We start from the raw sequence: 23886 nt of genomic DNA, 5'->3' as shown, positions 1-23886 counted from the left end.
CTCATGGCCGATTTCTTCATTAATCGCCCCAAGTTCGCCATCGTACTCTCGATTGTGCTGACCTTGGCAGGCTTACTCAGTCTGGCAAAAATGCCAGTATCGCAATTTCCCAGCATAGTGCCGCCCTCTATCGAGGTGTTTGCCGTGTTTCCTGGTGCCGACCATAACACCATACGTAACACGGTCGCCTCGGTGATCGAACAGGAGATCAACGGCGTCGAGGACATGATCTATATCGAGTCCAAGTCGAACAACGATAACACCTACCTGGCCTATGTAACCTTTGCCATCGGCACAGATCCCGATAAGGCCCAGGTGCTGGTGCAGAACCGGGTAAACAAGGCGATGGCCAAGTTACCCGAAGAGGTTAAGCGTCAGGGGGTGACGGTCGAGAAGGTGGCTAACTCCATCTTGATGACGGTCAACACTTACTCGCCCAACGGCAGCCACGACAATCTCTACCTGTCTAACTATGCCTCGCTCAACATCAAAGACGCCCTGCTGAGGGTGAAAGGTGTGGGTAAAGTGCAGGTGATCGGTGAGCAGAACTACTCGATGCGCGTCTGGCTTAACCCAGAGAAGATGGCCGCCAAGGCGATCACCGCTAACGATGTGGCCGCTGCCATCAGCGCACAAAATACCACGGTTGCCGCCGGTAAGCTGGGCGAGCGCCCTTCATCCGGTAACCAGGTGTTCCAATACACGATTCAGACTCAGGGTCGTCTGGTGGATGTCGAGGAGTTTGAAAACATCATACTGCGCGCCGACAACCAGGCCGGTTTCATCACACTAAAAGATGTGGCCCGTGTCGAGCTGGCGGCGGAGCAGTACTCTGCCATGGCTACCTACGGCAAGAATGAGAGCCCTATTCTGGCCATCTATCAGGCACCGGGTGCCAACGCCCTCGAGGTTGCCGAAGGGGTACGCGCCGAGATGGAGCGTCTCAGTCAGCGTTTCCCTGCCGATATGGAGCATGTGATCAGCTACGACTCCACCACCTTTATCGAGGTGTCTATGGATGAGGTGTTCGAAACCCTCTATATCGCCATCGGCCTGGTGGTTGTCGTGACCTTCCTCTTCCTGCAGAGCTGGCGCGCGACCCTGATCCCCTCGATCGCCATTCCCGTGTCACTCATTGGCACCTTCGTGGTGATGGCGGCCATGGGGATAGATATCAACACCATCTCCATGTTCGGCCTGATCTTGGCTATCGGTGTGGTGGTGGATGCGGCCATCGTGGTGATCGAAAACGTCGAACGCCTGATGAGTGAGGAGCATCTCGACGCCAAGACCGCGACCTCCAAGGCGATGAAAGAGGTGACAGCCCCTTTGATTGCCTCAGCATTGGTGCTCTTGGCGGTATTCGGCCCCGTCTCCTTCGCCCCTGGTCTTGTGGGTCAGATGTATCAGCAATTCGGGGTAACTATCTCGGTATCGACAGTGATCTCGACCGTGGTGGCTCTCACCCTTACGCCTGCCCTGTGCGCCGCCTTGATGCGTCATGAGGCGCCTAAGACACGTGGCCCGCTGGCCTGGTTCAATCAATTCATCAACAGACTGACTAATGGTTATGTCTCGTCGGTAGGCTTCTTCGGTAAGCGTCTGATGCTATCGGGTGCGTTGCTGGCCCTGCTGATGGGCGCCATCATGCTGCTGGGCGACAACATGCCTAAGGGCTTCATCCCGGCGGAAGATCAGGGCTCATTCATGGTGGACATGAACCTACCGGAAGCCTCGGCGCTGGACAGAACCGACAAGATGGTCGATGAGATGATCAGCGAGGTCAGTGCCCTCGAAGGGGTCAAGCATGTGGTGGCCGCCAAGGGTTATAGCCTGCTCAAGGGCGCCTCATCGTCTAACTCTGGCATGATGATCGTGGTGCTGGACGACTGGAGCGAGCGCCAGACGGCTGAAACCTCAGAGTTTGCGCTGGTGGCCCAGGTACAGGCGATTATCGATCAGAACAAAGATGTCACCGGCATGGCGTTTTCTATGCCAGCCATTCCCGGCCTGGGTAATGCCGGCGGTCTGACCCTGCAGGTTGAAGATCTCAGTGGTCGCAGCGTCGAACAGATGGCGCCCGCGCTGGATGGTTATCTGGCGGCGCTCAACGATGCCGACGAGATCGCCATGGCCTTCACCACCTATAGTGCCAACGTGCCACAGCTCTATCTGGATGTGGACAGAGCCAAGGCGATGGCGCTGGGGGTTGATCTTAACGAGGTGAACAGCACGCTGTCTGCCATGATGGGCAATATGTATGTCAATGATTTCACTAAGTTCGGTAAGAACTATCAGGTGAACCTGCAGGCGGAGCAATCTTACCGCTCGCAAGAGAAAGACCTGGAGCAGATCTATGTACGCGCCGTGTCTGGTGAGATGGTCAAGCTGTCTAGCTTCGCCGCCTACAAGCCGCTGGTGGGGTCGGACAACACCGCCCGCTACAACCTGTACAACACGGCGCAGGTGATTGCGATTCCGGCCGACGGTTATAGCTCGGGTGAGGCCATCGCCGCCATGGAGCAGATTGCCGACACCAGCCTGCCACAGGGCTACGCCTACGAGTGGACCGGCATGACCTATCAGGAGCTACAGGCGGGCGATTCGGCGCCTATCCTGTTCGCCCTGGCGCTGCTGTTCACCTATCTATTCCTGGTGGCGCAGTACGAGAGCTGGATGATCCCACTGGCGATTATCCTCTGTGTACCGACGGCGCTGTTTGGTGCCCTGGGCTTCACCGCCCTGGCCGGTGGCAGTATCAACCTCTACACCCAGGTGGGCCTGGTACTGCTCATAGGTATGGCGAGTCGCAACGCGATTCTGATTGTCGAGTTTGCCAAGGTGCTGCGTGAAGAGAAGGGGCTCTCCATCATGGAGGCGGCAAAGCAGGCGATTGCCCTGCGTCTGCGAGCGGTATTGATGACGGCCTTCTCCTTCATCCTTGGGGTATTGCCTCTGGTTATCGCCTCGGGGGCGGGCTCAGCCAGCCGTAACGCCCTGGGTATTGCCAGCTTTGGCGGCATGTTGATTGCCACAGTGATCGGCTGTCTCCTGGTGCCAATCTGTTTCATCGCACTGCAACGCCTGCGTGAGCTAAGACGCTCACCCAAGGCGACTGAAGTGACGGCTTAAGGTTTATGTTCTCCGCCGGCGTATCAATGTTTTGGCTGACGGCGTTGCCGGTTGGAGAACACTTTATTCTGCTGCCAAGTTGGCGCAGGGGGTTATCATGCAACATAAGACGAGATTCGATCGCATCAGGTATCTAGTAGGGTTCGAGCTGGGGGCCATGGTGTTAGCCGTGCCCCTGGGTGCCTGGCTGACCTCGGTCGATTCTCGTGCCTTGTTGGCCCTGGCCATAGGCATGTCGCTGATTGCCGCGGCCTGGAACTATGGCTATAACCTGCTGTTCGACAGAGCCATGCTCTACTTCAAGTAGACCATGGTGAAATCCATGGCAGACAGAGTCTGGCACAGCCTGTTGTTTGAGCTGGGGCTGCTGTTTATCTCTGTGCCCATCATGGCGGCCTATCTGTCCATCTCGCTGTGGCAGGCCTTCTGGCTGGATATCGGCTTCGTGGTCTTCTATCTGGTCTTCAACTACTGCTACACCTACCTCTACGAGAAATTTTTCTATGCGTCGCGGGGCTAAGGCCTCGCGCTCGGCGCCTCCCTACCAACCTATTATAAAATCGAATGATAGCTAACTAAAGCTATTCGCTTTTTGCTCTTATCATGACCTCGACATTAACAGCATGATTCGGAGCATAAGATGAAATTCAAACCCTTGTTACTCGCTTTATCCCTGAGTGTGGCTTCTGGTTTCGCCATGGCCGATTACTGTGACGACACCCTGGGCGATGTGGTGGCCGGTGCCATCGAAGGTGGCCTCATAGGTACCGCCGCGGGTGCCATCGCCGACGGTGGTGAAGGCGCTAAGCGTGGTGCGGCCATCGGTGGTGCCATTGGCGCGATCGACGGCCTGGTGGAAGGCGAGGTGAAACGCGAGCGCTGCAAGCGTGACCTCGAAGACATTGAAGACGCCATCATAGAGCAAGAGATCGAAGACGCTTACATCGAAGATGCGATCATAGATGACGCCATCATCAACGGTTATTAACAGAATGCGCTTCCCGCATAGACCTTAGCGACGAAAGGGTTTCTCGCTAAGGTCATCCCAACTCCCGAGGCAGAAGATTATGGCAACCCCCAGCTACCCCAGCCTTTTAGTACTCAGCCTGAGCCTGCTAGCCGGTGCCAGTCAGGCAGGCTTCACCGATCAGTTTAAGGATCCCACCGATGGCCGTGTCGATGCCAGTCAGTGGATCCTTAACAACGCCCACGGCTTCATGCCTGTACCGATTCTGATCACCGAGCCTGCGGTAGGGGTGGGCGGCGGCGCCGCCCTGCTGTTCTTCCATGAGTCCGAGTCGCAACGGCAGAAGCGGCTCGAAGACCCCTTGGCCGTGGCCGAGATCCCGCCGAGCGTTACGGGCGTGGTGGCCGCCGGCACCAATAACGGAACCAAGCTGGGTGGCCTGTTTCATTCGGGGAACTGGCTGGAAGACAGGGTGCGATATCTGGGCGGCATCTTCGCCGCCGATCTCAGGCTCAAGGCCTACACGGGTATCGACGCCCCGGCCATGGGTTTCTCGCTGCAAGGCTGGCATCTGTTTCAAGATATCGATGTACGCCTGGGAGAGAGCAACTTCTTCCTCGGCGGTGAATATAGCTATACCCGCTCCGAGGCTGAGTTCGACCTAGGCGGTGAGCATCCGCTCAACCAGGAGAGTGCCATGGCCGATAGCGATGGCGCCCTGGGGGTCAAGCTCACCTACGACAGCACAGACAACCATTTCTCGCCCCGCAGCGGTATCAAGGCGAGGCTGAAGAGTACCCAGCACGACAAACGACTCGGCGGCGACTTCGACTATCGCACCGACAGCGCCTTCCTGCATGCCTATCACAGGCTGAATGCCAAGTGGGGCGTCAACATGCGTCTGGATGCCAAGTCTCTCTCGGGCGATGCCCCCTTCTACGCCTTGCCTTACCTGGACATGCGCGGCATGCCGGCGATGCGCTATCAGGGGGATGACACCGCCCTGGGAGAGGTCGAGGTGAGTTATGACCTCGACGATCGCTGGACCCTGCTGGGCTTTGCCGGCGCCGGTAAGGCGGTGATGGCAGACGAGCGTTTTGCCGATAGCCCCTGGCTCAAGACCCAGGGGGTGGGCTTTCGTTACCTGATGGCGCGCCAGCTTGGGCTGCGCACAGGGATGGATATCGCCAAGGGGCCAGAGGAGTGGACCCTGTATTTACAGGTTGGTGGGGCCTGGTAAGTCATTTTTGATTAGCACAAGAGGTAATTCCTATGGCCAATTTAAATAAAGTGTGTGAACCGGTCGGCGGCGTAGAGCAATTCCTATTGCCCGAGTTGCCGCTACTCAAGCAGCGTCGCTCAAAGCTGGTGGGCGTGTTGGGCAGCCTGATGGTTGCGCTTATGCTGTCGATTATTGCCAGCCAACCCGTGCGCGCCGAGTGGGAATGTGCCGCCGGCGACTATGACTGCATCGAGCTCAATCACGATGTTATCGAGCGTGCGCTCGACGAGCGCCTGGCTAAGTTCGAGGCGCAGAAGAAGGCCGAGCAGGCGGAGCAGAAGCAGGCGGAGCAGAAGCAGGGTCAACTTCAGGCCGATAGGCTCTGTCTTGCCGACGACGACCCTTACCATTCTCGTGTCGACGAGTGTGAAAGATAACCCCTGGCGGCAGGGTGAGCGCCTCAAGTCTCTAGGTGCTTACCCCGGCTGTCTTTGTTTCTCCGTTTACTTCCTTGTTTGCCGTGTGCTTGCCGCGCCGTTATCTTTGTTTAGCCGTCTCAGGCTGCTCATCTTTGTAGTTCGCTCCGCTTAGCCGTTGCTTGGCTTATTTATGTGGCCTTTTCACATCTCAAGTCCTTCATTTCTAGCCATAAAAATTAGGCTGAGCGTCAGATGGCGAGCAGCTTTGGTGTCATTGAGTCACTGATTAATGGTAATTCGTGGGTTGAAGGCGGGGGTTTTTCAGGCTCATAGGGGCGAATTTGAACTTTGATGGCGTGAGTTTCCTGAACCTAAGCTGACAGAGCGCCCCCCTAAGATTTTTTCCCACCCGTTCTAGAACTCTGCTCAAAATTGCATCGAAGATTGGTGCTGCATCGTAAGGCTTTGAAACTGTTATTTTTTGTTTGGTGTGGCTTGTGTGGTGGAACAGCTGGTAGATATTGATGTATTGGAATATCGAATAGTTACTAATTCAATGTTTGCGAAAGTCTTAAAGATAATAGCTTCATCTGACGAGCCAAGGTTTGATGCTCGTGAGAGACATTCATCAAATATAGATATGGGGAATATACATGAAAAAGTCAGCTATTGTTGTTGCTACATTACTTGCGTTATCTGCCGGTGCGGCTAACGCCGACGTGCTAAACGGCTTTACCGGTAAGGTAGAGGCTGAGCACACCACTCAAGACAAGTCGACTAACCTGGAAGCCAGAATTGGCTATGATTTCAACTTCGGAGTCGTGTCTGTGATCCCGTTTGCGTCAGTTGAGACCCAATATGAAGATAAGCGTTTCAACGATGGTTCTTTCGGTGGTGGTCTGCGTGTAGAGACAAACTTCGATAACTTCTATGCCTATGCCGAAGGCCGCGCGATGCGTAAAGATCGCATCAAGGTCTATGGTGCAGCGCCTATGGACATCACAGGTAATGGTGCCGAAGTGATTGTAGATTCAACCGTTAAAGAGTATCGCGCCGAGGTGGGTACAGGTTACCAGTTTGATAGCGGCTTATTTGCCGGTGTCGAGGCTTCATACATACGTGATCGTTTCGAAGGTATTAATTCTGATACCCGCAACGTATTTGCCGTTGCCGGTTATGATTTCATCGATAACCTGACAGGCTACATCAAGTTAGGCCGTGAAGAGGCGGATCAGGCTGTGCCTTATGCCAATGGTGCAACTGATTGGGAAACCAAGTCTGTTATCGGTTTAACCTATCGCTTCTAATTTATTACCATCTCAAAAAGGGCCTACGGGCCCTTTTGCTTTTCTTGCCTGCATATTTTGGTTGTCAGCTGCGTGAACTTCTGTGATGTTAATTGTGGGATTTGCGGATGAAAAAATCCTTTCTGCTACACTTAAAAAGATCGCTATCCATTTGAAACATTGTGGCTAATTGCTGGTTGCTGATTAGGGGATTGCATGGAAGAACAATCTGTAGTGTTGGTGGTTGATGACGTTAAGACAAATGTCCTGATCATGCGGCAGTGCCTGAAGGAGATGTTTCAGGTGTGGACTGCCGAAAGCGGGGAAGAGTGTCTCAAGGTGGCCAAGCAGAAACCAGACATCATCTTGCTCGATGTCCTGATGCCCGGCATGGATGGGTACCAGGTGTGTCGCCAGTTAAAGGCCAACCCAGAGACGGCCGAGATCCCCATTATCTTCGTGACCGCCAAAGATTCGGACGAGGATGAGCAGAAGGGGCTGGAGATAGGTGCGGTGGATTATATTACCAAGCCAATCCGCCCGGCGATTGTGCGCGCTCGGGTCAGTACCCATATTCAACTCAAACAACATAGTGATAAGCTTAAGTTTATGGCCCTGCATGATCAGCTCACCGGCCTCTACAATCGTCACTTCCTCGCCGAGCGCGCGGCCCAGAGTCTCTCGGCCATGGTACGACACCAGAAAGAGCTCTCTATCGTGATGCTGGATCTGGACCACTTCAAGAAGATTAACGACTTCAACGGCCATCATATCGGCGATCTCGTATTGCAAGCTGTGGCCAAGTTGTTACAGGAGAGTTTTCGTAAGGAAGATCTGGTGGCACGCATGGGGGGCGAGGAGTTTGTGATCCTAATGGAGTGTGGCTTAGCCATCGCCAGAGAAAAAACCGAAGACGTGCGCATGAAGCTGGCGCGGCTTAAACCCATGGGGTTGGAGGTAACCGGCAGCTTCGGTGTGGTCACCGCCAACCATCATAATGCCGATCTGTCACACCTGTTGGTCTTGGCCGATGAGGCTGTGTATAAGGCCAAGGCCGATGGGCGCAATCGCGTAGTCTGTTATCAGGATGGTGCCTATCTAACGGTAGAAAATGATTAAGGAAGAACAGTCAATGATTAAGGGAATCATCTGCTTGCTTGTGGCTCTGCTATTTGCAGGCTGCGGTCAAAAGAAGGTCGAAGAGCCTGTCACCATCGCCATAAACCCTTGGCCCGGCTATGAACTCCTCTATCTGGCGAAACAGAAAGGTTTCTTTGAGGCGGCAGGGGCCAACATAGAGCTGGTACAGGTGTCGACCCTATCCGATGCCCAGCGCGCCTATTTAACCGGTTATGTGGATGGCTTTGCCAGCACCATGATAGAGGCGATACAGGTGGCGCCTCTGGGAGGTAAGCCGATAAAAATTGTCTTGCTGGCCGACTACTCAGATGGTGGCGACGTGATCATAGCGCCCGGTTCGATAGAGAGCATGCAGGCGCTCAAGGGCGAGACTATCGGCTGCGAGGTCAGCTCCCTGGGGATCTTCGTGCTGGAGCGGGCGCTAAGGCTGCACGATATGCAGCTTGATGACGTCAGGGTGATCAATGTCGAACAGGGGGCGGCGGCAAGTGCCCTGGGGATAGGTAAGATCGATGCCATAGTGACCTATCCCCCCTATTCGGTAGAGATACAATCGAGTGGCGAATATCGTGAGCTGTTCTCCACCAAGGAGATCCCCGAGGAGGTGTTGGATACCCTGTCTATCTCCTCGAGTGTCCTGGCAGAGCATCCTCAATTGGTGGCGCAGATCCATCAGGCCTGGCAGATGGCGATGGATTATCTGCAGCAGCATCCGGACGATGCAATAGGGATCATGGCTAAGCGCGAGGGCCTGCTGGCGGCAGACTTTAAGGCAGCCCTGGCGGATCTCAAGCTGCTGAGCCGAGAGGAGCAGAATAAGTTGTTTGCTCAAGGGGATAAGCTGACCCAGTTGGGTTACAGCGTCTGTGAAACCTTGGTCAAGATAGAGGCGATCGAATCCGATTGCGGTCATGTTGATGAACTTTTCTATCGGGCGAATTAACCAATGTGGCGTGACTACAGGGATAAGATTGCCCAGGGCATTGTCTATAAGCTGAATCTGGCCACCTTAGTGTGCGCCCTGATCATCTCCTCTTTTATCGCCCTCTATTACTATGAGGAGATGACGGAGCGGACCGAGCATCAGGTGAATTATGAGATCGCCCAGGTGTCGGTCTCGCTAAGGCTCGCCTTGGAGGCGAGCACAGATTTTAGTAACATGCGCCGGGTGATCAACGGCCTAGCTGCTCAGGGGAGCATCAAGCGCCTGGTGCTGTTCGACCCCCGAGAAAAGCAGATAGTGGCCGATAACCTGGGGCAATATCTGGGGAGCCCTCTGATGGGCAGCCTGGAGCCTGAACTGGCGGAGATGGTCAATCATGTGAGCGACAAACAGAGCTCCAAGGAGGTTTGGCGCGAGGGCAGTATGGTGCATCAGGTGCAGCAAGTGTATCTGATCGCCCCCGAGTTACAGCGGCTCAGGGCATACGTGCTCTATGTAAGATACGATGCCAGTGAGATCGAGGCCTATAGTTTCGAGGAGTTGATCCACTATGTCGGCATTCTCTTGTTGGGGTTTGCTATCTTGCTTACGGTCAATCTTTATGTACAGCATAGGGTGTTGCTAGAGCCCATAGGCCGCATCCGGCGTCAAATAGAGACCTTTGGCGGCCAGAAGACCATCAACCTAGACAGCGAAGATGAATTCGGCGTGCTGGTGAACAGTTACAACGAGGCGGTTATTGCCAGAAATCAGAAGCAGTTTGAGCTACAGAAGTCGCGGCGCTATATCGACAACATCACCAATGTGATTCCCATTCAGCTGGCTTATGTGGATGCTCAAGGCCGGTATCGTTTCATCAACAAACATTATCTGCAGTGGCTAGGCAAGACGGAAGAAGAGGTGTTGGAGCAGAAGGTCGAGGCGGTATTGCCCCGGGATGTCTACCAGCTGATAAAGCCCTATCAGTTAGAGGTGCTGGCGGGTAATAAGCAGGTGTTTGAGGTGGAAACCTTAGACTCGGATCGCGCGCCCCGATTTTTCCATGTTACCTATGTGCCGGACGTGGGTGACGATGGCATGGTTGAGGGTTATTTTATCTGTGTTGAAGATCTGACCCGAATGAAGATCAACGAGCGCAAGATAGAATCCTATGCCCAGGAGATGGAGTTCAGTAACTTAGCCCTGTCGGAAGCGCGGGAGAAGGCCGAGGTGGCTGCCAAGACCAAGGAAGATTTTCTCGCCTGCATGAGTCATGAGATCCGCACCCCCATGAACGGGGTGATAGGGATTTTAGATCTGCTGAGTGAGACCCAGCTGTCGCCGATGCAGAAACGCTATGTGGATGTGGCCTCGGGAAGCGCCGACTCCCTACTGTCTCTGCTCAACGATATTCTGGACTTCTCAAAGATTGAGTCGGGCAAGTTTGAGATCGAGGCGATCGAGTTTGACCTGGTGGAGCTGTTGGATCTCTTCGTGCAGTCTGTGTCGCTCAAGCTGGAGGAGCGTAACCTGCCCCTGTTCGTGGATGTAACTCAGCTGGACTTTCGTTTTGTTGTCGGCGATCCCAGTCGCTTGCGTCAGATATTGGTCAATCTGGTGGGCAATGCCATCAAGTTTACCGAAGAGGGTTGGATCACCCTGAGGCTCTCCAATTGCCTGACAGCCTCGGGTGAGGTGCTGCTCTCCTGTGAGGTGGAAGATACCGGCATAGGCATAGCCGAAGAGAAGCTCGCCATGCTATTCAATCCCTTCATTCAGGTCGACAGCTCCACCACTCGTATGTTTGGCGGTACCGGGCTGGGGCTCTCCATCGCCAAGCGCCTGTGCGAGTTGATGCGCGGGGATATTAAGGTTAAGAGTCAGCAGGAGGTGGGCAGTATCTTCAGCTTTACCCTGACTCAGCAGTTGCCCGACGGGGATAGATTTGTCGATTGGCGTGAGGGATTGTCGCCTGCTCGGGTGACTATCATGGGTCAGCAAGGCGCCTTCGAACGTATGCTGGGGGATCTGCTGAGCAGCTGGGGAGCCAGGGTGAATTACCTGAAGGAGGAGGCGGCGATCCCAGAGACAGATGTGACTATCTACAGCTTCGCCCCCCAGCACGAGGCGTTCGATGAGGAGCTGAGTGTCTGGCGCCAGCTCGCCGATCACCATAAAGCCAAAGTCCTGCCCCTGCTCTCCTATTGGCAACAGATTGAGTTTGAGAAGCGCGATGCCAGGGTGGCCCATCTGGGGAAGCCACTGAACATTCGTCAGTTGATCCGCGCCCTGTCGGATCAGCCCTATGACGATGTGAGCGAGTCGGCGATTGAGCCGATAGTTAAAACGGGTCTGCCGGATAAGCCCAAGGTGCTGGTGGTAGAAGATAACAAGGTTAATCAGATGGTGGCCTTAGGCATGTTGCAGCAACTCGGGGTGGAGGCCGATGTTGCGGGTAATGGTCGTGAGGCGCTGGAGGTATTGTCGGCGCAGCAGGGCAACCCCTACCAACTGATCTTGATGGATTGTCTGATGCCAGAAATGGACGGCTTTCATGCGACGGCGGCCATTCGTGAAGGGGTGGGGGGGCGTCAATTCTGCGCCGTGCCAATCATCGCCCTGACGGCCAACGCCATGAAGGGCGACCGAGAACACTGCATGCGGGCGGGGATGGACGATTATCTGACCAAGCCCTTGGTGCTGGGAGACTTGAAAGAGTGTCTCTATCGTTGGCTCTCACTGAGCCAGCAAAATTATGAGGTGACCTTGGGACATGACCCAGACCCCATTGAGGCGCCTGCGGCGGCCGAGACCGCTAACCCATTATTCGATCGCGATAGCGCCCTGGCGCTCATGTCGGGAGACGAGGCGTTGCTCGGCGAGGTGCTTCAGGTGTTCGCCGAGGAGATGCAAAGGCACAGACAAGGCTTTATCGAGGGCATAGCGGCGGCAGATTGTGACGCGATACGCACCAGCGTTCACGCCATAAAGGGGGCCGCCAGCAATCTCAGCATGATTGCGCTGGTGGAGCTCGCCCGTCAGGTGGAGGCCGATGCTCGCCGAGGCGATCTGCAGGCTGTGCTTGCCGGTCGTGAGGCCTTTCTCGAACTGCTCGAGGATACGTTGGCCTGTTGTCATTGAGCCAGGTGGCCGTTTCGCTCTAGGTGCATCTTAAGTTGCTAATGTTCGATCTCTGTCCCACTTTTATCTCTTTTGGGCCACTTTAGCCGTTGGCAAAATATGTTATTTTAGGGCGCAACCCTGGCGGGGCGCTTGGCGCCGCGCATGACCCCAAAACCTAAAGGATAGAATGGAATGGCAAAAGCAAAGATAGGCATAGTCACCGTCAGTGATCGCGCCAGTGCCGGCGTGTACGAAGATATTTCCGGTAAGGCGATCATCGAGGTCTTGGGTGAATACCTCACCTCGGAGTGGGAGCCTGTCTATGAAGTCATTCCCGATGAGCAGCCAATCATAGAGCAGACTCTGATTAAGATGGCCGATCAGCAAGATTGCTGCCTCATCGTTACCACGGGTGGCACAGGGCCGGCCAAGCGCGACGTGACCCCTGAGGCGACCGAGGCGGTGTGCGATCGCATGATGCCGGGCTTTGGTGAGCTGATGCGCGCCGAGTCGCTCAAGTTTGTGCCAACCGCCATCTTGTCCCGCCAAACCGCGGGTCTGCGTGGTGATAGCCTAATCGTCAACCTGCCGGGCAAGCCAAAATCTATCCGCGAGTGTCTCGATGCCGTGTTCCCGGCGATCCCTTACTGTATCGATCTGATGGAAGGACCTTACCTGGAGTGTGATGAGTCGGTGATCAAGCCCTTCAGACCCAAGGCGAAATAGTCCAATACGTATTTGTATTTTCGTAACTGAGCCCGGCTTCTGCCGGGCTTTTTTTATGCCCGTGGTCTGCGCTTAGTATCACACGCCCTTACGAATGATCTGATGGGCGCTGTAGGCGCTGAACAGCAACAGGCTGGGAATGGCAATGAAATGGGCGAAGAGATTGGGCTGGGTGGTAAAGTGCAGCCACAGTAGCAGGGTCCAGCTCACGCCTAAGTAACCCAGGCTCAACATCAGGTGCAGTGTCCGTGCGTTCATCTGCTTACTCCTTATCTTTCAGCTTAAATCTGTAGTGTGGCCAGTATAAAAACTCGACAAACGGTCAAAAAGTGTCATTATTGACAAAATAAGGGTGACAAATGACAGCTTTGGTAAAGGGGTAAGGATGAAGACAATCATGATACTGGCGGCGGGCAATGTGGTGGCCGGCGGCATAGTGGGGCTGATGGATGTGTTCAGCTTTACCAATACTCTCTATCGCAGGTTGCATCCCGAGGCGACCCAAGATCTGTTTCACTGCCATATCGTCTCAAGTGACGGTGAGGCGATCACCACTAATCAGGGCTTTCAGCTCGCGGCCATGGGACTCACCGATGCGGCCCAGCTACAAGCGGCCGATGCCGTGGTGCTGGCCTCTTCCTTGGTGACCAACAAGGCGGAGTTTAAGGAATACTCCCAGGACTTTGCGCCCCTGCTTGAACCGCTTAAGGTTTATGCCGAGACGGGCAAGCCCATCGCCGCCTATTGCTCGGGTACCCTGATGCTGGCGGCCTCCGGGTTGCTGGAAAACAGGCGGGCCACCACTGTCTGGTGGCTGTCGCAGATGTTCGAGCGTAACTTTGCCCGGGTCAACCTTTGTATGGATACCCTGGTGGTATCCGATGGTCAGTTTCACACCGCCGGGGCGACCACCTCCAATTTGAGTCTGGCCCTGCATCTGGTTGGCTTGCTGGCGGGTGAGGCGTTGGCGCAGCAGATGGCCAAGATATTGCTCATAGATCCTAACCGAAGCTCTCAACAGCCCTTTATGACCATGGCGATCACGCCCCAGCAGCATCAAGATGAGCTGGTGGGCAAGATTCAGCAGTGGATGCAGTCCAATCTCGATAAAAACTGGCTGCTCGATGAGATAGCGCAGAAGTTTGCCCTGGGTAAACGCACCCTGATCCGTCGCTTCAAGAAGGCCCTTAACGAGACGCCCGCCAGCTACATGCAACGCCTACGGGTCGATGAAGCCAAGCGGCTGCTGGAGACTACAGAGTTGGCCCTGGAGCAGATTGTCGAGCGGGTCGGTTATGAAGATGTCAGCTCCTTTCGCAAGCTGTTCATTCAGTTGACCAGCCTCTCTCCCAGAGCCTATCGGCAGAAATTTAACACCCACACCTGTTGCTAAGAGCTGTTGTCTGCCGTCGTAATTTAGGGCTGCGGTTAAGGGCGGGTGTTGACGGCTTTGTTTGAGGCTTGTCTAGTAGATGGGTGAATGCCGGGCCTGGTTGCCCGGCCTTGCTGTTAGTGAGCCTCTTTGAGGTGTTTGTCCAGATAGGCCTTTAACAGCTCGTCGCTCTCCCTCTTCTGCTTGCGCTCATGTTCGTCCATGGCGCTCATCACCTGGCGTTCGCACTCCAGGCGGTTGTTTTCTCTCTGCAAGGGATTGGTGGCATGGTCGGTCTGAGCGCCACACAGCGCGCTGGCACAGCCAGATAGGCTGGCCAGGGCAAATAGGCCAACAAAAGTGTGTTTTATGGTGGATATCATGGTCACATCGTCTCGGTTATAAGGTTTTTGTAGCGATTTGTATCAATCTGCCATTATAAAACCATTTACCGCCCACAGCACAAGTGAAAAACCCTAAAGACTATATGGTATTTTTGGGGGGCTATTCCATGGACTAAGCCTCGAGCTATGCTAAGGGTTAGGCGCCGTGATTAAGCTCGGCAAACTCCTGTTTCAGCTGATAATCGCCGTCGGTAACAATACGCTCTAGCACGCTGACACGCTCGGCCAGTCGCTGGTTTTCCTGTCTCAGGCGGGCCATCTCTGTTGCCCGGCGTAGTTCTGCGTCTCTCCTGCATTAGGCGATATTTGTACAGCTCGCTGAGAATGGTGGCGACCACCAGTACCAACATGACGATCATAACCACTTGTTGCTTATCCATAGCATGCTCCTTTAAGTGGGCCTCCTGACGAAGGCCCCTTCTAGTGAAGTTTCGTGGGGTTAGAGTCCGAAGACGATTTTCTCGCTCTTCAGTGAGCGCTCCATGCCCAGGGCAAGTGCCAGGGCGATGATGAAGGTGATGGCACTGGAGAGTGCCAGCTGCATCATGGGGAGCTCCTTGCCTTTGATGAAGGCAATAAGCGCCTGCATCTGACCCGAGACTGGCAGCCACTGCAGGGTGTCTGGCGCTATGTTGTAGCTCGCCGCCATCGACAGCATCATGGGGACGATCAGCACTATGGTGAGGTAGGACTGGGCCTCCTTGAACGACTTGGCCATGAAGGAGACAAACAGCTGTAGCGCCGCCGCCATCAGGGCGATGGGTAGGCCTATCGCCAGCATCAAGAGGATGAAGTCGACGTTGATGTTGACCGAGAAGCCCAGCTCCTGCCAGGGCACGAAGCCATAGGCGACCTTAGAGATCACCAGGGTGAGAATAAGCCCTAGCATGGCGAAGATGGTCACCGCCGCCACCTTGGCCAGCACGATATTCCGGGTCGATACCGGGTGGCTGAGCAGCAGTGCCAGCGAGTTGCGTTCGCGCTCACCGGCGCTGGTGTCTATAGCCAGGTTCATGCCTGAGATGAACACCGCATAGACCATCATGAAGATGGCGACGCCTAAGATCATGCCGCCCTTGGAGTCTGAGGTGGCCTGATCTTCCACCTTAACCTTGATCGGCTGCATCACCTTAGGGTCTATGCCGCGGGCGATCAGCCTCAGGCTACCCATCTCGGCGCTGTACTCTTGCAGTGCCTTCTCCAGACGACGGATAGAGGCTTGCAACTTTTCGTTGGAGTTGTCGGCGATCAGCACTATCTCGGCGGCCTGACTCTTGGCCATGTTGGCGGCGTAGTCGGGGCTGATGATAAGCTCTATCTCCTTGCGATCGGCCTCGTCACCCTGGCTTATCTCGTTGCTGGCGAGGTATTTCACCAGATCCGGCGCGCGCTCGCCGTGGGTGATGGTGATGTTAAGCGCCTCAGGGCTGGTGATCTGGCCGATGAGGATCATAAACATGCCGCACATCATCAGCGGCGCGCCGATGGCGTAGTAGAGGCCCGCCATCACAGAGCGCTTGTCCCTGGCGGCATCGGTCAGCTCTTTTCTGACCATGGTAATGATTGAACTGATCATGCTGCGATTCCCTCGTCGGTACCGATTAGCTGAATGAAGGCGTCTTCCAGTGAGGCCTGGCCCGTCTGCTGGCAGAGTTCCTGTGGGCTGCCGACGGCGACCACGCGCCCCTCGGCCATGACGATGACGCGATCGCACAGGGCGGCGACCTCCTGCATCACGTGGCTGGAGAAGAGTACGCAGTGGCCCGCCTGTTTGAGATCCCTGAGCAGGTCGCGCAGCACCCGGGTGCTCATCACGTCCAGGCCCCGGGTGGGTTCGTCGAGTATGATGTTGGTGGGCTCATGCACTATCGCCTGGGCCAGCGCCGTCTTCATTCTCTGTCCCTGGGAGAACCCCTTGCAGCGACGATCGGCGATATCGTTCATATGCAGCTTGCTGAGCACCTTGGCCGAGGCGGCCTTGGCCTGCTCGCGGGAGAGACCGTTGAGTTCGGCAAAGTAGCGGATGTATTCTCTCGGCGTCAGGCGCTCATACAGGCCGAAGGGATCAGGGAACAGGCCCAGTTGCTGCTTGGCGGCCACCGGCTGTTTGGCGACATCTATGCCGTCTATCTCGGCGATGCCCTGATCCGGCTTGAGCAGGCCGAAGACAGTGCGCAGACAGGTGGTCTTGCCCGCGCCGTTAGGGCCCAGCAGGCCGGTGATCTGGCCGTCCAGGGCCTCGAAACTCAGGTCATTCAGCGCCTGAACCTCGCCGATAAGTTTAGATAAATTCGATACCTTAATCATGGCGTGCTCCTTGCTGCTGGTCGTCATTTAGCTTGGCTTGGCTGAGAGTGTCCTGTGGGATGGCCTCTACCGTGTTGGCATTGAGGTAGAAGTTGCGGCTGATATCTTTGCTCAGGCACTCCTGAGACAGGCCGTCGACGCTGCCGCTGCCGATCAGCTCGGCGATCAGTGTGTTGGCGCAAGACTGATAGGCCACGCCGTGGGTCGCATAGGGGGCGACGAAATGCTTGGCATTGGTTAGCTTAGCCATAGCAAGCTCGCCCCAGCTGGGTGGTGTCGCCGGATCTATCTGTCCCGACAACACTAGCGTGGGTAGGTTGCTGGCAATGGGCGCGGCAAAGCTGGCATCGGCCGCCGGGATATGCCAGATAGGACAGCTCAGGTCGAAGGCTTTAAGCATCTCACGGCCGAAGTAACTCTGGCCTATCTGTTGACGCTCGTCCTTACTGAAACGGTGCCAGTCTTCGCCGCAGACCACGGCCGAGTGCATACCGGCGGCTATGCCTGTGCTGTTCACCGTGAGGGCATACAGCCCCATGATGGCCTGATAATTTCCCTCTGCCGCCTGATGGATAGCATGGGGCAACAGAGCCCTTACATTGGGCATATAGAGCGCCATGCGGATGGCGCCCATAAACTTGGCGCGGGTCATGGTGAGTTGGGTCGGCGCATTGGTGAGGGGATCGCGGGTCTGGCTGATCTGCGGTCCCTGGCTCAGCAGTGCCTCTACCTGTTCGAGCTCCGCTTTGAGATTAGGGAACTCTTGATGACACAGGGCGTTGCCTTGGCAATCTTGGATCAGCAGGTCGATGGCGCGGCCGATGGCATCGCCGATATTGAGCACACTCTGCTGCATGGGCACCACGCCGTCCAGGGTCACAGTGGCCAGGGCCTCTGGGTAGTGACGCATATAGAGTTGGGCCATGCGGGTGCCGTAGGAGATGCCATAGAGGTGCAGCTTCTGGTAACCCAGGGCTTGCCTGACCGCCTCGAAATCTTTGAGGGCGGTTTCGCTGCCATACTGGCTGACATCGGCATCTATCTTGGCGAGGCAGGCCTTGGTCTCGGCGGCGATATCCAGCTCGTCGTCGTTGAAGGCCAAGCCTCCCTCGAAGCCTGCGCCTTCGCAGGTGAGTTGGTTGGAGAGGCCGGTACCGCGCTGGTCGATCAGCAGGATATCTCGCTGCTGGCGTACCTTGGTAAAGATCTTGTCGAAGCTGGCGGCGTTATCTATGGCCGATTGGCCCGGGCCGCCGGCGATGGCCAGCAGTGCTTCTTTCTCGAAACTGGGTTTGATGGCGGGCAGGATCAGATAGTGGATCTGTATCTGTTTGCCCTGGGGCTTAGCGTAATTTTCCGGTACCCAGATGGCGCCGCAGCGCAGACGATCTGGCAGATCATCCACATAGCAAGACTCTGGCTGACTGTCTTGTCGATCCTCTTGCTTCACGTCGGCCCAGGTGGGCTGAGATAACAGCAGTAGCGCCAAACAGGTGGGCAGGAGTAGCGCAATCAGCCGCTGCTGCCGGGTGAATCTTGTGGCCATCGGTTTAACCTCTCCTTGAAGCATGATACCTATTCCTTAGTTGAAATTTACCGTATCTATGTTAATTTAGTACTGTATCGGTGTATCAATGTATTAATACAGTGAATAAAGGCTAATGCTAGATTTACTTAATGTCAACCCCAGTAATGGTGACCCCATCTACCGCCAACTTAGCGATCAGATAGTACGTTTGATCGTCGGCGGCCAGCTGCAACCCCAGGAGGTATTGCCTTCGGTGCGGCAGATCGCCGAGCACTTGGCGGTCAATCCCATGACGGTCTCCCGCGCCATTCAGCAGCTGGTGGAGCAGGGCTGGCTCGAGCGTCGTCGCGGCCAACCGACCCGGGTGGCACAGCGTGGTGATAGCCAAGGCACCTCGAGTGCCGACCTGATGGCACCCCAGGTCAATTCACTCATCGACCAGGCTAAACAGTTAGGTGTTAGTCTGGAAGAACTTAATGCCATCATCGCCAAGGCATGGCAACAGGCGCAATAAAGGAACAGATGCAGATGCAAGAGAGTAATCAAGCCATATTGGCCTTTCATGGGATCACCAAGGCCTTTGACGGCCAGTTAGCCATAGACGAGCTGTCGATGACCCTCTATCCCGGCATGGTGGTGGGCCTGCTGGGGCAAAATGGCGCGGGCAAGTCGACCCTGATGCGCTGCGCCCTGGGGATCCTGGATGTCACAGAGGGGCAGATAGAGATACTGGGCGGAACCAGCGACAACATCGGCTCGGCGCAGAAGGAGCTGATCGGCTATGTGCCCCAGCAACCCTTCGGCTATGAGGGCTTCACCGTCGACCGTGCCCTGGCCCTGCATCGCAGCTTCTATCCTAACTGGGACATTTCGCTGGAGCAGGAGTGGCTGAGCCGCTTCCAGCTCGATGGGGCGCAGCAGGTACAGCGCTTGTCTGTGGGGCAACGCCAGTCGCTGGCGCTGATCATGGCCATGGCCTATCGTCCTAAGCTGCTTATCCTCGACGAGCCCGTCGCCAGTCTGGACCCTATCGCCCGGCGCGAGTTTATGTCGGATCTGTTCGACCTGGCGTTGGATGCCGGCTCGGCGGTGCTCTTCTCTTCACACATCACCTCAGATCTCGAGCGGGTCGCCAGCCATGTGGCCCTGATGCGTAAGGGCAAGCTGGTGCTCTTCAAGGAGATAGACGCCCTCAGGGAGAGCGTGCAGCTGGTGAGTCTCAAGCCTGAGGAGTCTCTGCCCGAAGGGCTTGTTGTGCTCAATAGTCAGCAGGATAAGCTGCTGGTGGATCACTATGAGGCCGCCATGGCGCCGAGCTTCACCTCAGTGACGCCAATGAACCTGGAACAACTCTTCATGGAGTTGCACAGATGATGTCTAGAGCGCTGCGCGGCATGTTGCGCTTCTGGCTGTTCGATGTGGGCTGTGCCAGCTTTCTCGGCACCGGGCTACTGGCGCTGGCGATGATGCTGGTGCTGGCGTTCTCGGGCAAATACGACGCCATGCCTATCATGCTGGGGATGATACAGGTTTCTACCTGTGCGGCGATTGCCTGGCAGCTCAACCGTCTGTCGGCCACAGAGTGGGCCAGCCTAGTGCCTGGCTATACCGAGAGCATTCAATGGCAGGCGTTAATCGTGGGGGTCATCTCTACCCTGATTTCGCTGAGTGCGGCTATGCTAATGCCCTTGGAAGGCGCGGTCGAGCAGGTGCTGCTGGCGAGTGTCGCGGGGATCGCCTTCATCTATTTCTGCCGTCGCCACATCAAGGGGTTCTACTTCTCTTTCGCTTTGTTTCTGCTGCTGCCATTCACACCAGAGATAACGGCGTTTCTGCCTAGTCTCAGCCTCTATTTATTGCCGTTGGCGGCCGTGGGCTTTATCTATCTGATCCGCAATGATCTCAAGGCTGAGGTCTGGCATCTGGAGGCCAGATCTGTCTACCTCAACGGTCTGGAGATGGGTTGGTTCTGGCTGCCTAACCTTGGCTCTAACAGCCTGATGAACCGTCTGGACAGATGGTTGCACCCTGTAAATTTCTTCGTTGGCCCCATGCTCTCCATGATGCTGGTGCTACTGCCGGCATTGGCACTGCTGTTGGAGCTGGTGAACTATTTTGTCGATATCGAGCTGCCTGTGCTCTTCATCATGGGCCAGTTCAGCGCCGTCGCCTGTACCTTGGTTCACTGGAGCCGCGTGCAGAGATGGCGCGCAACCGAGACCCTCTATATCTTGCCGGGCTTTGACGGTAAACAGGGGCTGATCGAGGCCTTTGCCAGTGCCCAGTATCGCCTGCTTGGCTATTTCACCGTCACCATGGCGCTGCTGGCGACCTGTACCCTGATATTCAATCCAGACTTTACCTTGCTCATCTGGAGCCATCTGGTGCTCAGCACCTTCTGCGTCTGTGCGCTCTTACTCGGCCTCGGCTGCGCTGCCCGCAGCGCCATGCATATCTCGCTGAGCCTGCTGGTGGTGATCTGCCATGCCATCTGGTTGTCGACAGCACTGGTGGCCCTGCGGGAGGGCAGAGATCTCAGCACCTATGTGACGATAGATATTGGCCTGGTGGCATTTTCACTGCTAACACTTTGGTGGGGCAAGCGAAAGTTGTGGTGTGACGCCCTGGTCTGATCCCCTTGCCCTCTGGCTTTTGTGCTCCAATTAACACTATTGGAGCAAAAACTCTTATTTTTTGGCCGCCATTACAGTAAAATGCGTCAAAAAAGGTACAAGTGTACGCTAAAAGGGTCAGAAAATTATGTCGCTCCAACAGTATCATCCCATTAGCCTGATGCAGGCCCAGAGCCAGCAACGTGGCGATGCCATCGCATTGGAAGGCTATGGCTTATCGGCGCCTTGGCAGCAGATCAGTTGGCGACAATTCGACGAGATTGGTGACCAGATCGCTAAAGCGCTGATCGCCTCAGACTTTGTCCCCCAGGACAAGGTAGTGATCCTGTCGCAAAACTGCCCCCAATGGACCTGTGCCGACGTCGGTGCCCTCAAGGCCAAGGCGGTGGTGGTGCCCATCTATCCCACCAGTACCCTGGAGCAGGCGCGCTACATCATAGACGATGCCCAGGCCAAGCTGATCTTCGTCGGCGATGCCGAGCAGTACCGCATGGCCCGCGAACTGCTTGCACTCTGCCCCAGCCTGACCCAGATAGTGGTCTTCGATGCCGAGGTGGCGCTGGCGCAAGAGGATACAGCTGTTCATTTCGATAGCCTGCTGACGCAAACCCATTCGCCTGAGGTCGAGGCCGAACTGGCTCACCGTCTGGCTAACCTGGCCCTGGACGATCTGCTAACCCTTATCTACACCTCGGGCACCACGGGTGACCCTAAAGGGGTGATGCTGGATTATCGTAATATCGCCTCTGTGGTCCGTCAGCACGATACCATATTACCCTTCACGCCTGGCGATGTGTCGCTGGCCTTCCTGCCGCTGAGCCATGTGTTCGAACGGGGCTGGAGTTTCTATGTGTTGTGCCGCGGCGGCCATAACGTCTACCTCAAAGATCCTATGACGGTGAAAGAGGCGATCGTCGATATTCGTCCTCACACCCTTTGTGTGGTGCCGCGCTTCCTGGAGAAGGTCTACAGTGCGGTGCAGGACAAGGTGAATAAGGCGCCCGACACCCGCAAGAGGCTGTTTGCCTGGGCCATGTCGGTGGGCGAGCGTCAGTTCGAGGTCAGCCAGGGCAGGGCCAAGAGCTCCTGGTGGCTCAAGACCCAGTGGAAACTGGCTCATAAGCTGGTGTACAGCAAGCTGCAACAGGTATTGGGTGGCAGGCTTAAGTTTATGCCGTGCGGTGGTGCGGCGCTGGATCAGAACGTGGCCAGCTTCTTCCACGCCATCGATATTCCCGTGCTCTGCGGCTATGGCATGACGGAGACCACGGCGACCGTGACCTGTAATACCCTGGATAACCGGGTGGCTGGCTCTAACGGCAAGACCCTGCCGGAAGTCGAGATCAAGCTGGGTAAAGACAACGAGATCCTGGTGCGCGGTGATACCGTGATGCGCGGCTACTACAATCGTCCCCAGGAGACTGCCGATAGCTTCGAAGATGGTTGGCTGAAGACGGGGGATGCCGGTGAGCTAGACGCGCAGGGTAACCTGTTCATCACAGACCGCATCAAGGAGTTGATGAAGACCTCTAACGGTAAATATATCGCGCCCCAGAGGGTCGAGGGCAAGGTAGGCTGCTGTCCCTTCATCGAGCAGGTGGCGGTGATCGCCGATGCCAAAAACTATGTGACCGCGCTTATCGTGCCCGCTTTCGAGTCGTTAGAGGCCTGGGCCGAGGAGAAGGGCTTGCACTACGAGTCGCCCATTGAGCTGCTGCGTCACAGCCATGTGATCGAGCACTTCGAGCAGCGTCTCAAGCATCTGCAGCAGGAGCTGGCGGGCTTCGAGAAGATCAAGAAGTTTACCCTGTTACCCGAGGCCTTCTCTATGGAGGCCGGTCTGCTGACACCGACCATGAAGCTGAGGCGTAAGATGATCTATCACAAGTACGCCACCGAAATTAACGCCATGTATGTGAAGTAATTAGATCTTAAGGGCGTCTCGCAACGAGGCGCCCTTAGGTCGAAAGTCCATCTTGCATCCCAAGGGCTTCTCGGTTAGCGTATTCCCACAAAAATAACGACTTAGCCTTAGGAGCTCCCTGTGCCGTTACGCTCTTTCAGTTTAACCATTCAACCCAGATTCAATGAAACCGATGGCCTGGGCCATATCAACAATACCGTTATGCCCGTCTGGTTCGAGGCGGCGCGTGAGCCCATCTTCGCCATCTTCAATCCCTCGCTTAATCTGGCGGAGTGGAACCTGATCGTGGCGGGCTTTACCATCGCCTACACCTCGCCGACCCAATATGGTCTGCCGGTGGAGATCAAGACCTGGATCAGCCGTGTGGGTAATGCCAGTTTCGAGGTGGCGCAGCAGAGCTGGCAGGGGGGGAAGATGACCGCCGAGGCCAAGACCACCTTAGTGCATTACGACTATAGCGTCGACAAGAGCCAACCCATAGGGGAAGAGGTGAAGCAGGCGCTGCTGACCCTGACCGGCGAATAGGCGGGTTACAAAAACTTCTGCACGTACCAGCAGCTGGCTGTGATGGCGAGTTGCTGGGACTTGGCCCACGCTAAACCATGGCGCACCAGGCGCCCGGCCACGCCTTGTCCCCTCAGTTCATCCGGCACGAAGGTGCGAACAAAATCCACCTTGTCGCCTTGTCGTTGATACTCTAATACCGCATCATGGCCTGCAATGGACAGGACAAATTTCTGCTGGTCGTCCTGGTGTCGAATCGTCTCTTGCGTCATAGTCT

At 55.8% G+C, this 23886-nt stretch carries 24 protein-coding genes; 17 read left to right on the top strand and 7 right to left on the bottom strand.

The window, feature by feature from the left end:
- Positions 1-3 precede the first annotated feature (3 nt).
- The 11 genes from GNT65_RS16645 (at position 4) to mog (ending at position 12937) form a co-directional block, all read left to right on the top strand.
- Positions 4-3132, top strand: coding sequence for an efflux RND transporter permease subunit (locus GNT65_RS16645; RefSeq protein WP_160798250.1), 3129 nt, complete (start codon positions 4-6; stop codon positions 3130-3132).
- A 97-nt stretch (positions 3133-3229) separates the two neighbouring features.
- On the top strand, positions 3230-3439 hold the full coding sequence (locus GNT65_RS16640) for a chlorhexidine efflux transporter (protein WP_160798248.1): 210 nt from the start codon (positions 3230-3232) through the stop codon (positions 3437-3439).
- Between the two features lie 15 nt (positions 3440-3454).
- Complete coding sequence (locus GNT65_RS16635) at positions 3455-3652, top strand: chlorhexidine efflux transporter (RefSeq protein ID WP_160798246.1); 198 nt, start codon at positions 3455-3457, stop codon at positions 3650-3652.
- Positions 3653-3772: 120 nt separating this feature from the next.
- On the top strand, positions 3773-4120 hold the full coding sequence (locus GNT65_RS16630; RefSeq protein ID WP_160798244.1) for a hypothetical protein: 348 nt from the start codon (positions 3773-3775) through the stop codon (positions 4118-4120).
- A gap of 79 nt (positions 4121-4199) precedes the next feature.
- The gene (locus GNT65_RS16625; RefSeq protein WP_160798242.1) at positions 4200-5339 is read left to right on the top strand and encodes a BamA/TamA family outer membrane protein; all 1140 of its coding nucleotides are present in this window, start codon (positions 4200-4202) and stop codon (positions 5337-5339) included.
- A 32-nt stretch (positions 5340-5371) separates the two neighbouring features.
- Complete coding sequence (locus GNT65_RS16620) at positions 5372-5758, top strand: hypothetical protein (RefSeq protein WP_160798240.1); 387 nt, start codon at positions 5372-5374, stop codon at positions 5756-5758.
- A 635-nt stretch (positions 5759-6393) separates the two neighbouring features.
- A complete protein-coding gene (locus GNT65_RS16615) occupies positions 6394-7047 on the top strand; it encodes a porin family protein (protein ID WP_160798239.1) in 654 nt (217 codons plus the stop codon).
- Positions 7048-7242: 195 nt separating this feature from the next.
- Positions 7243-8145 (top strand): diguanylate cyclase, encoded by a 903-nt coding sequence (locus tag GNT65_RS16610; RefSeq protein WP_160798237.1) that lies wholly within the window; start codon positions 7243-7245, stop codon positions 8143-8145.
- A 13-nt stretch (positions 8146-8158) separates the two neighbouring features.
- Complete coding sequence (locus GNT65_RS16605) at positions 8159-9109, top strand: ABC transporter substrate-binding protein (RefSeq protein WP_244952212.1); 951 nt, start codon at positions 8159-8161, stop codon at positions 9107-9109.
- Positions 9110-9112: 3 nt separating this feature from the next.
- Entirely contained in the window at positions 9113-12229 is a 3117-nt protein-coding gene (locus tag GNT65_RS16600; RefSeq protein ID WP_160798233.1) for a hybrid sensor histidine kinase/response regulator, read from the top strand.
- Between the two features lie 174 nt (positions 12230-12403).
- Positions 12404-12937, top strand: a complete 534-nt coding sequence (gene mog / locus GNT65_RS16595; RefSeq protein ID WP_033540824.1) for a molybdopterin adenylyltransferase — start codon at positions 12404-12406, stop codon at positions 12935-12937.
- Between the two features lie 78 nt (positions 12938-13015).
- Here the strand turns inward: mog and GNT65_RS16590 are convergent, their stop codons facing one another.
- Positions 13016-13195 carry a hypothetical protein gene (locus GNT65_RS16590; RefSeq protein WP_160798231.1) on the bottom strand — a complete coding sequence of 60 codons (180 nt, stop codon included), beginning with the start codon at positions 13193-13195 and terminating at the stop codon, positions 13016-13018.
- Positions 13196-13322: 127 nt separating this feature from the next.
- Between GNT65_RS16590 and GNT65_RS16585 the strand changes: the two genes are divergently transcribed.
- The gene (locus tag GNT65_RS16585; protein WP_160798229.1) at positions 13323-14330 is read left to right on the top strand and encodes a GlxA family transcriptional regulator; all 1008 of its coding nucleotides are present in this window, start codon (positions 13323-13325) and stop codon (positions 14328-14330) included.
- Positions 14331-14446: 116 nt separating this feature from the next.
- On the opposite strand, the gene GNT65_RS16580 is transcribed toward GNT65_RS16585, so the two are convergent.
- The 5 genes from GNT65_RS16580 to GNT65_RS16565 all read right to left on the bottom strand — a co-directional run bounded on the left by GNT65_RS16580 (position 14447) and on the right by GNT65_RS16565 (position 18566).
- Complete coding sequence (locus GNT65_RS16580) at positions 14447-14692, bottom strand: hypothetical protein (protein ID WP_160798227.1); 246 nt, start codon at positions 14690-14692, stop codon at positions 14447-14449.
- Between the two features lie 157 nt (positions 14693-14849).
- A complete protein-coding gene (locus GNT65_RS20705) occupies positions 14850-14972 on the bottom strand; it encodes a hypothetical protein (protein ID WP_276508672.1) in 123 nt (40 codons plus the stop codon).
- Between the two features lie 180 nt (positions 14973-15152).
- A complete protein-coding gene (locus GNT65_RS16575) occupies positions 15153-16286 on the bottom strand; it encodes an ABC transporter permease (protein ID WP_160798304.1) in 1134 nt (377 codons plus the stop codon).
- Positions 16286-17020: an ABC transporter ATP-binding protein gene (locus tag GNT65_RS16570; RefSeq protein ID WP_160798225.1), complete on the bottom strand. Its 735-nt coding sequence runs from the start codon at positions 17018-17020 to the stop codon at positions 16286-16288. Before GNT65_RS16570 ends, GNT65_RS16575 begins: the two co-directional genes overlap by 1 nt.
- Entirely contained in the window at positions 17013-18566 is a 1554-nt protein-coding gene (locus tag GNT65_RS16565; RefSeq protein WP_160798223.1) for an alpha/beta hydrolase, read from the bottom strand. The genes GNT65_RS16570 and GNT65_RS16565 overlap by 8 nt, the downstream gene beginning before the upstream one ends.
- Positions 18567-18681: 115 nt before the next feature.
- Here GNT65_RS16565 and GNT65_RS16560 point away from each other — a divergent pair, with 115 nt between their 5' ends.
- The 5 genes from GNT65_RS16560 (at position 18682) to GNT65_RS16540 (ending at position 23630) form a co-directional block, all read left to right on the top strand.
- Positions 18682-19062, top strand: a complete 381-nt coding sequence (locus GNT65_RS16560; protein WP_160798221.1) for a GntR family transcriptional regulator — start codon at positions 18682-18684, stop codon at positions 19060-19062.
- 14 nt (positions 19063-19076) lie between these two features.
- A complete protein-coding gene (locus tag GNT65_RS16555) occupies positions 19077-19922 on the top strand; it encodes an ABC transporter ATP-binding protein (protein ID WP_244952211.1) in 846 nt (281 codons plus the stop codon).
- Positions 19919-21181: a hypothetical protein gene (locus tag GNT65_RS16550; protein WP_160798217.1), complete on the top strand. Its 1263-nt coding sequence runs from the start codon at positions 19919-19921 to the stop codon at positions 21179-21181. Before GNT65_RS16555 ends, GNT65_RS16550 begins: the two co-directional genes overlap by 4 nt.
- A gap of 127 nt (positions 21182-21308) precedes the next feature.
- A complete protein-coding gene (locus tag GNT65_RS16545; protein ID WP_160798215.1) occupies positions 21309-23105 on the top strand; it encodes an AMP-dependent synthetase/ligase in 1797 nt (598 codons plus the stop codon).
- A gap of 120 nt (positions 23106-23225) precedes the next feature.
- The gene (locus GNT65_RS16540) at positions 23226-23630 is read left to right on the top strand and encodes an acyl-CoA thioesterase (protein ID WP_041509764.1); all 405 of its coding nucleotides are present in this window, start codon (positions 23226-23228) and stop codon (positions 23628-23630) included.
- A 5-nt stretch (positions 23631-23635) separates the two neighbouring features.
- Here the strand turns inward: GNT65_RS16540 and GNT65_RS16535 are convergent, their stop codons facing one another.
- Complete coding sequence (locus GNT65_RS16535) at positions 23636-23881, bottom strand: GNAT family N-acetyltransferase (RefSeq protein WP_160798213.1); 246 nt, start codon at positions 23879-23881, stop codon at positions 23636-23638.
- Positions 23882-23886 lie beyond the last annotated feature (5 nt).

Source organism: Shewanella insulae (genome assembly GCF_009831655.1).
Taxonomy (GTDB): domain Bacteria; phylum Pseudomonadota; class Gammaproteobacteria; order Enterobacterales; family Shewanellaceae; genus Shewanella; species Shewanella insulae.
Note: the sequence above shows the minus strand (reverse complement) of the source record. Positions and strands in the feature narration are given on the sequence as shown.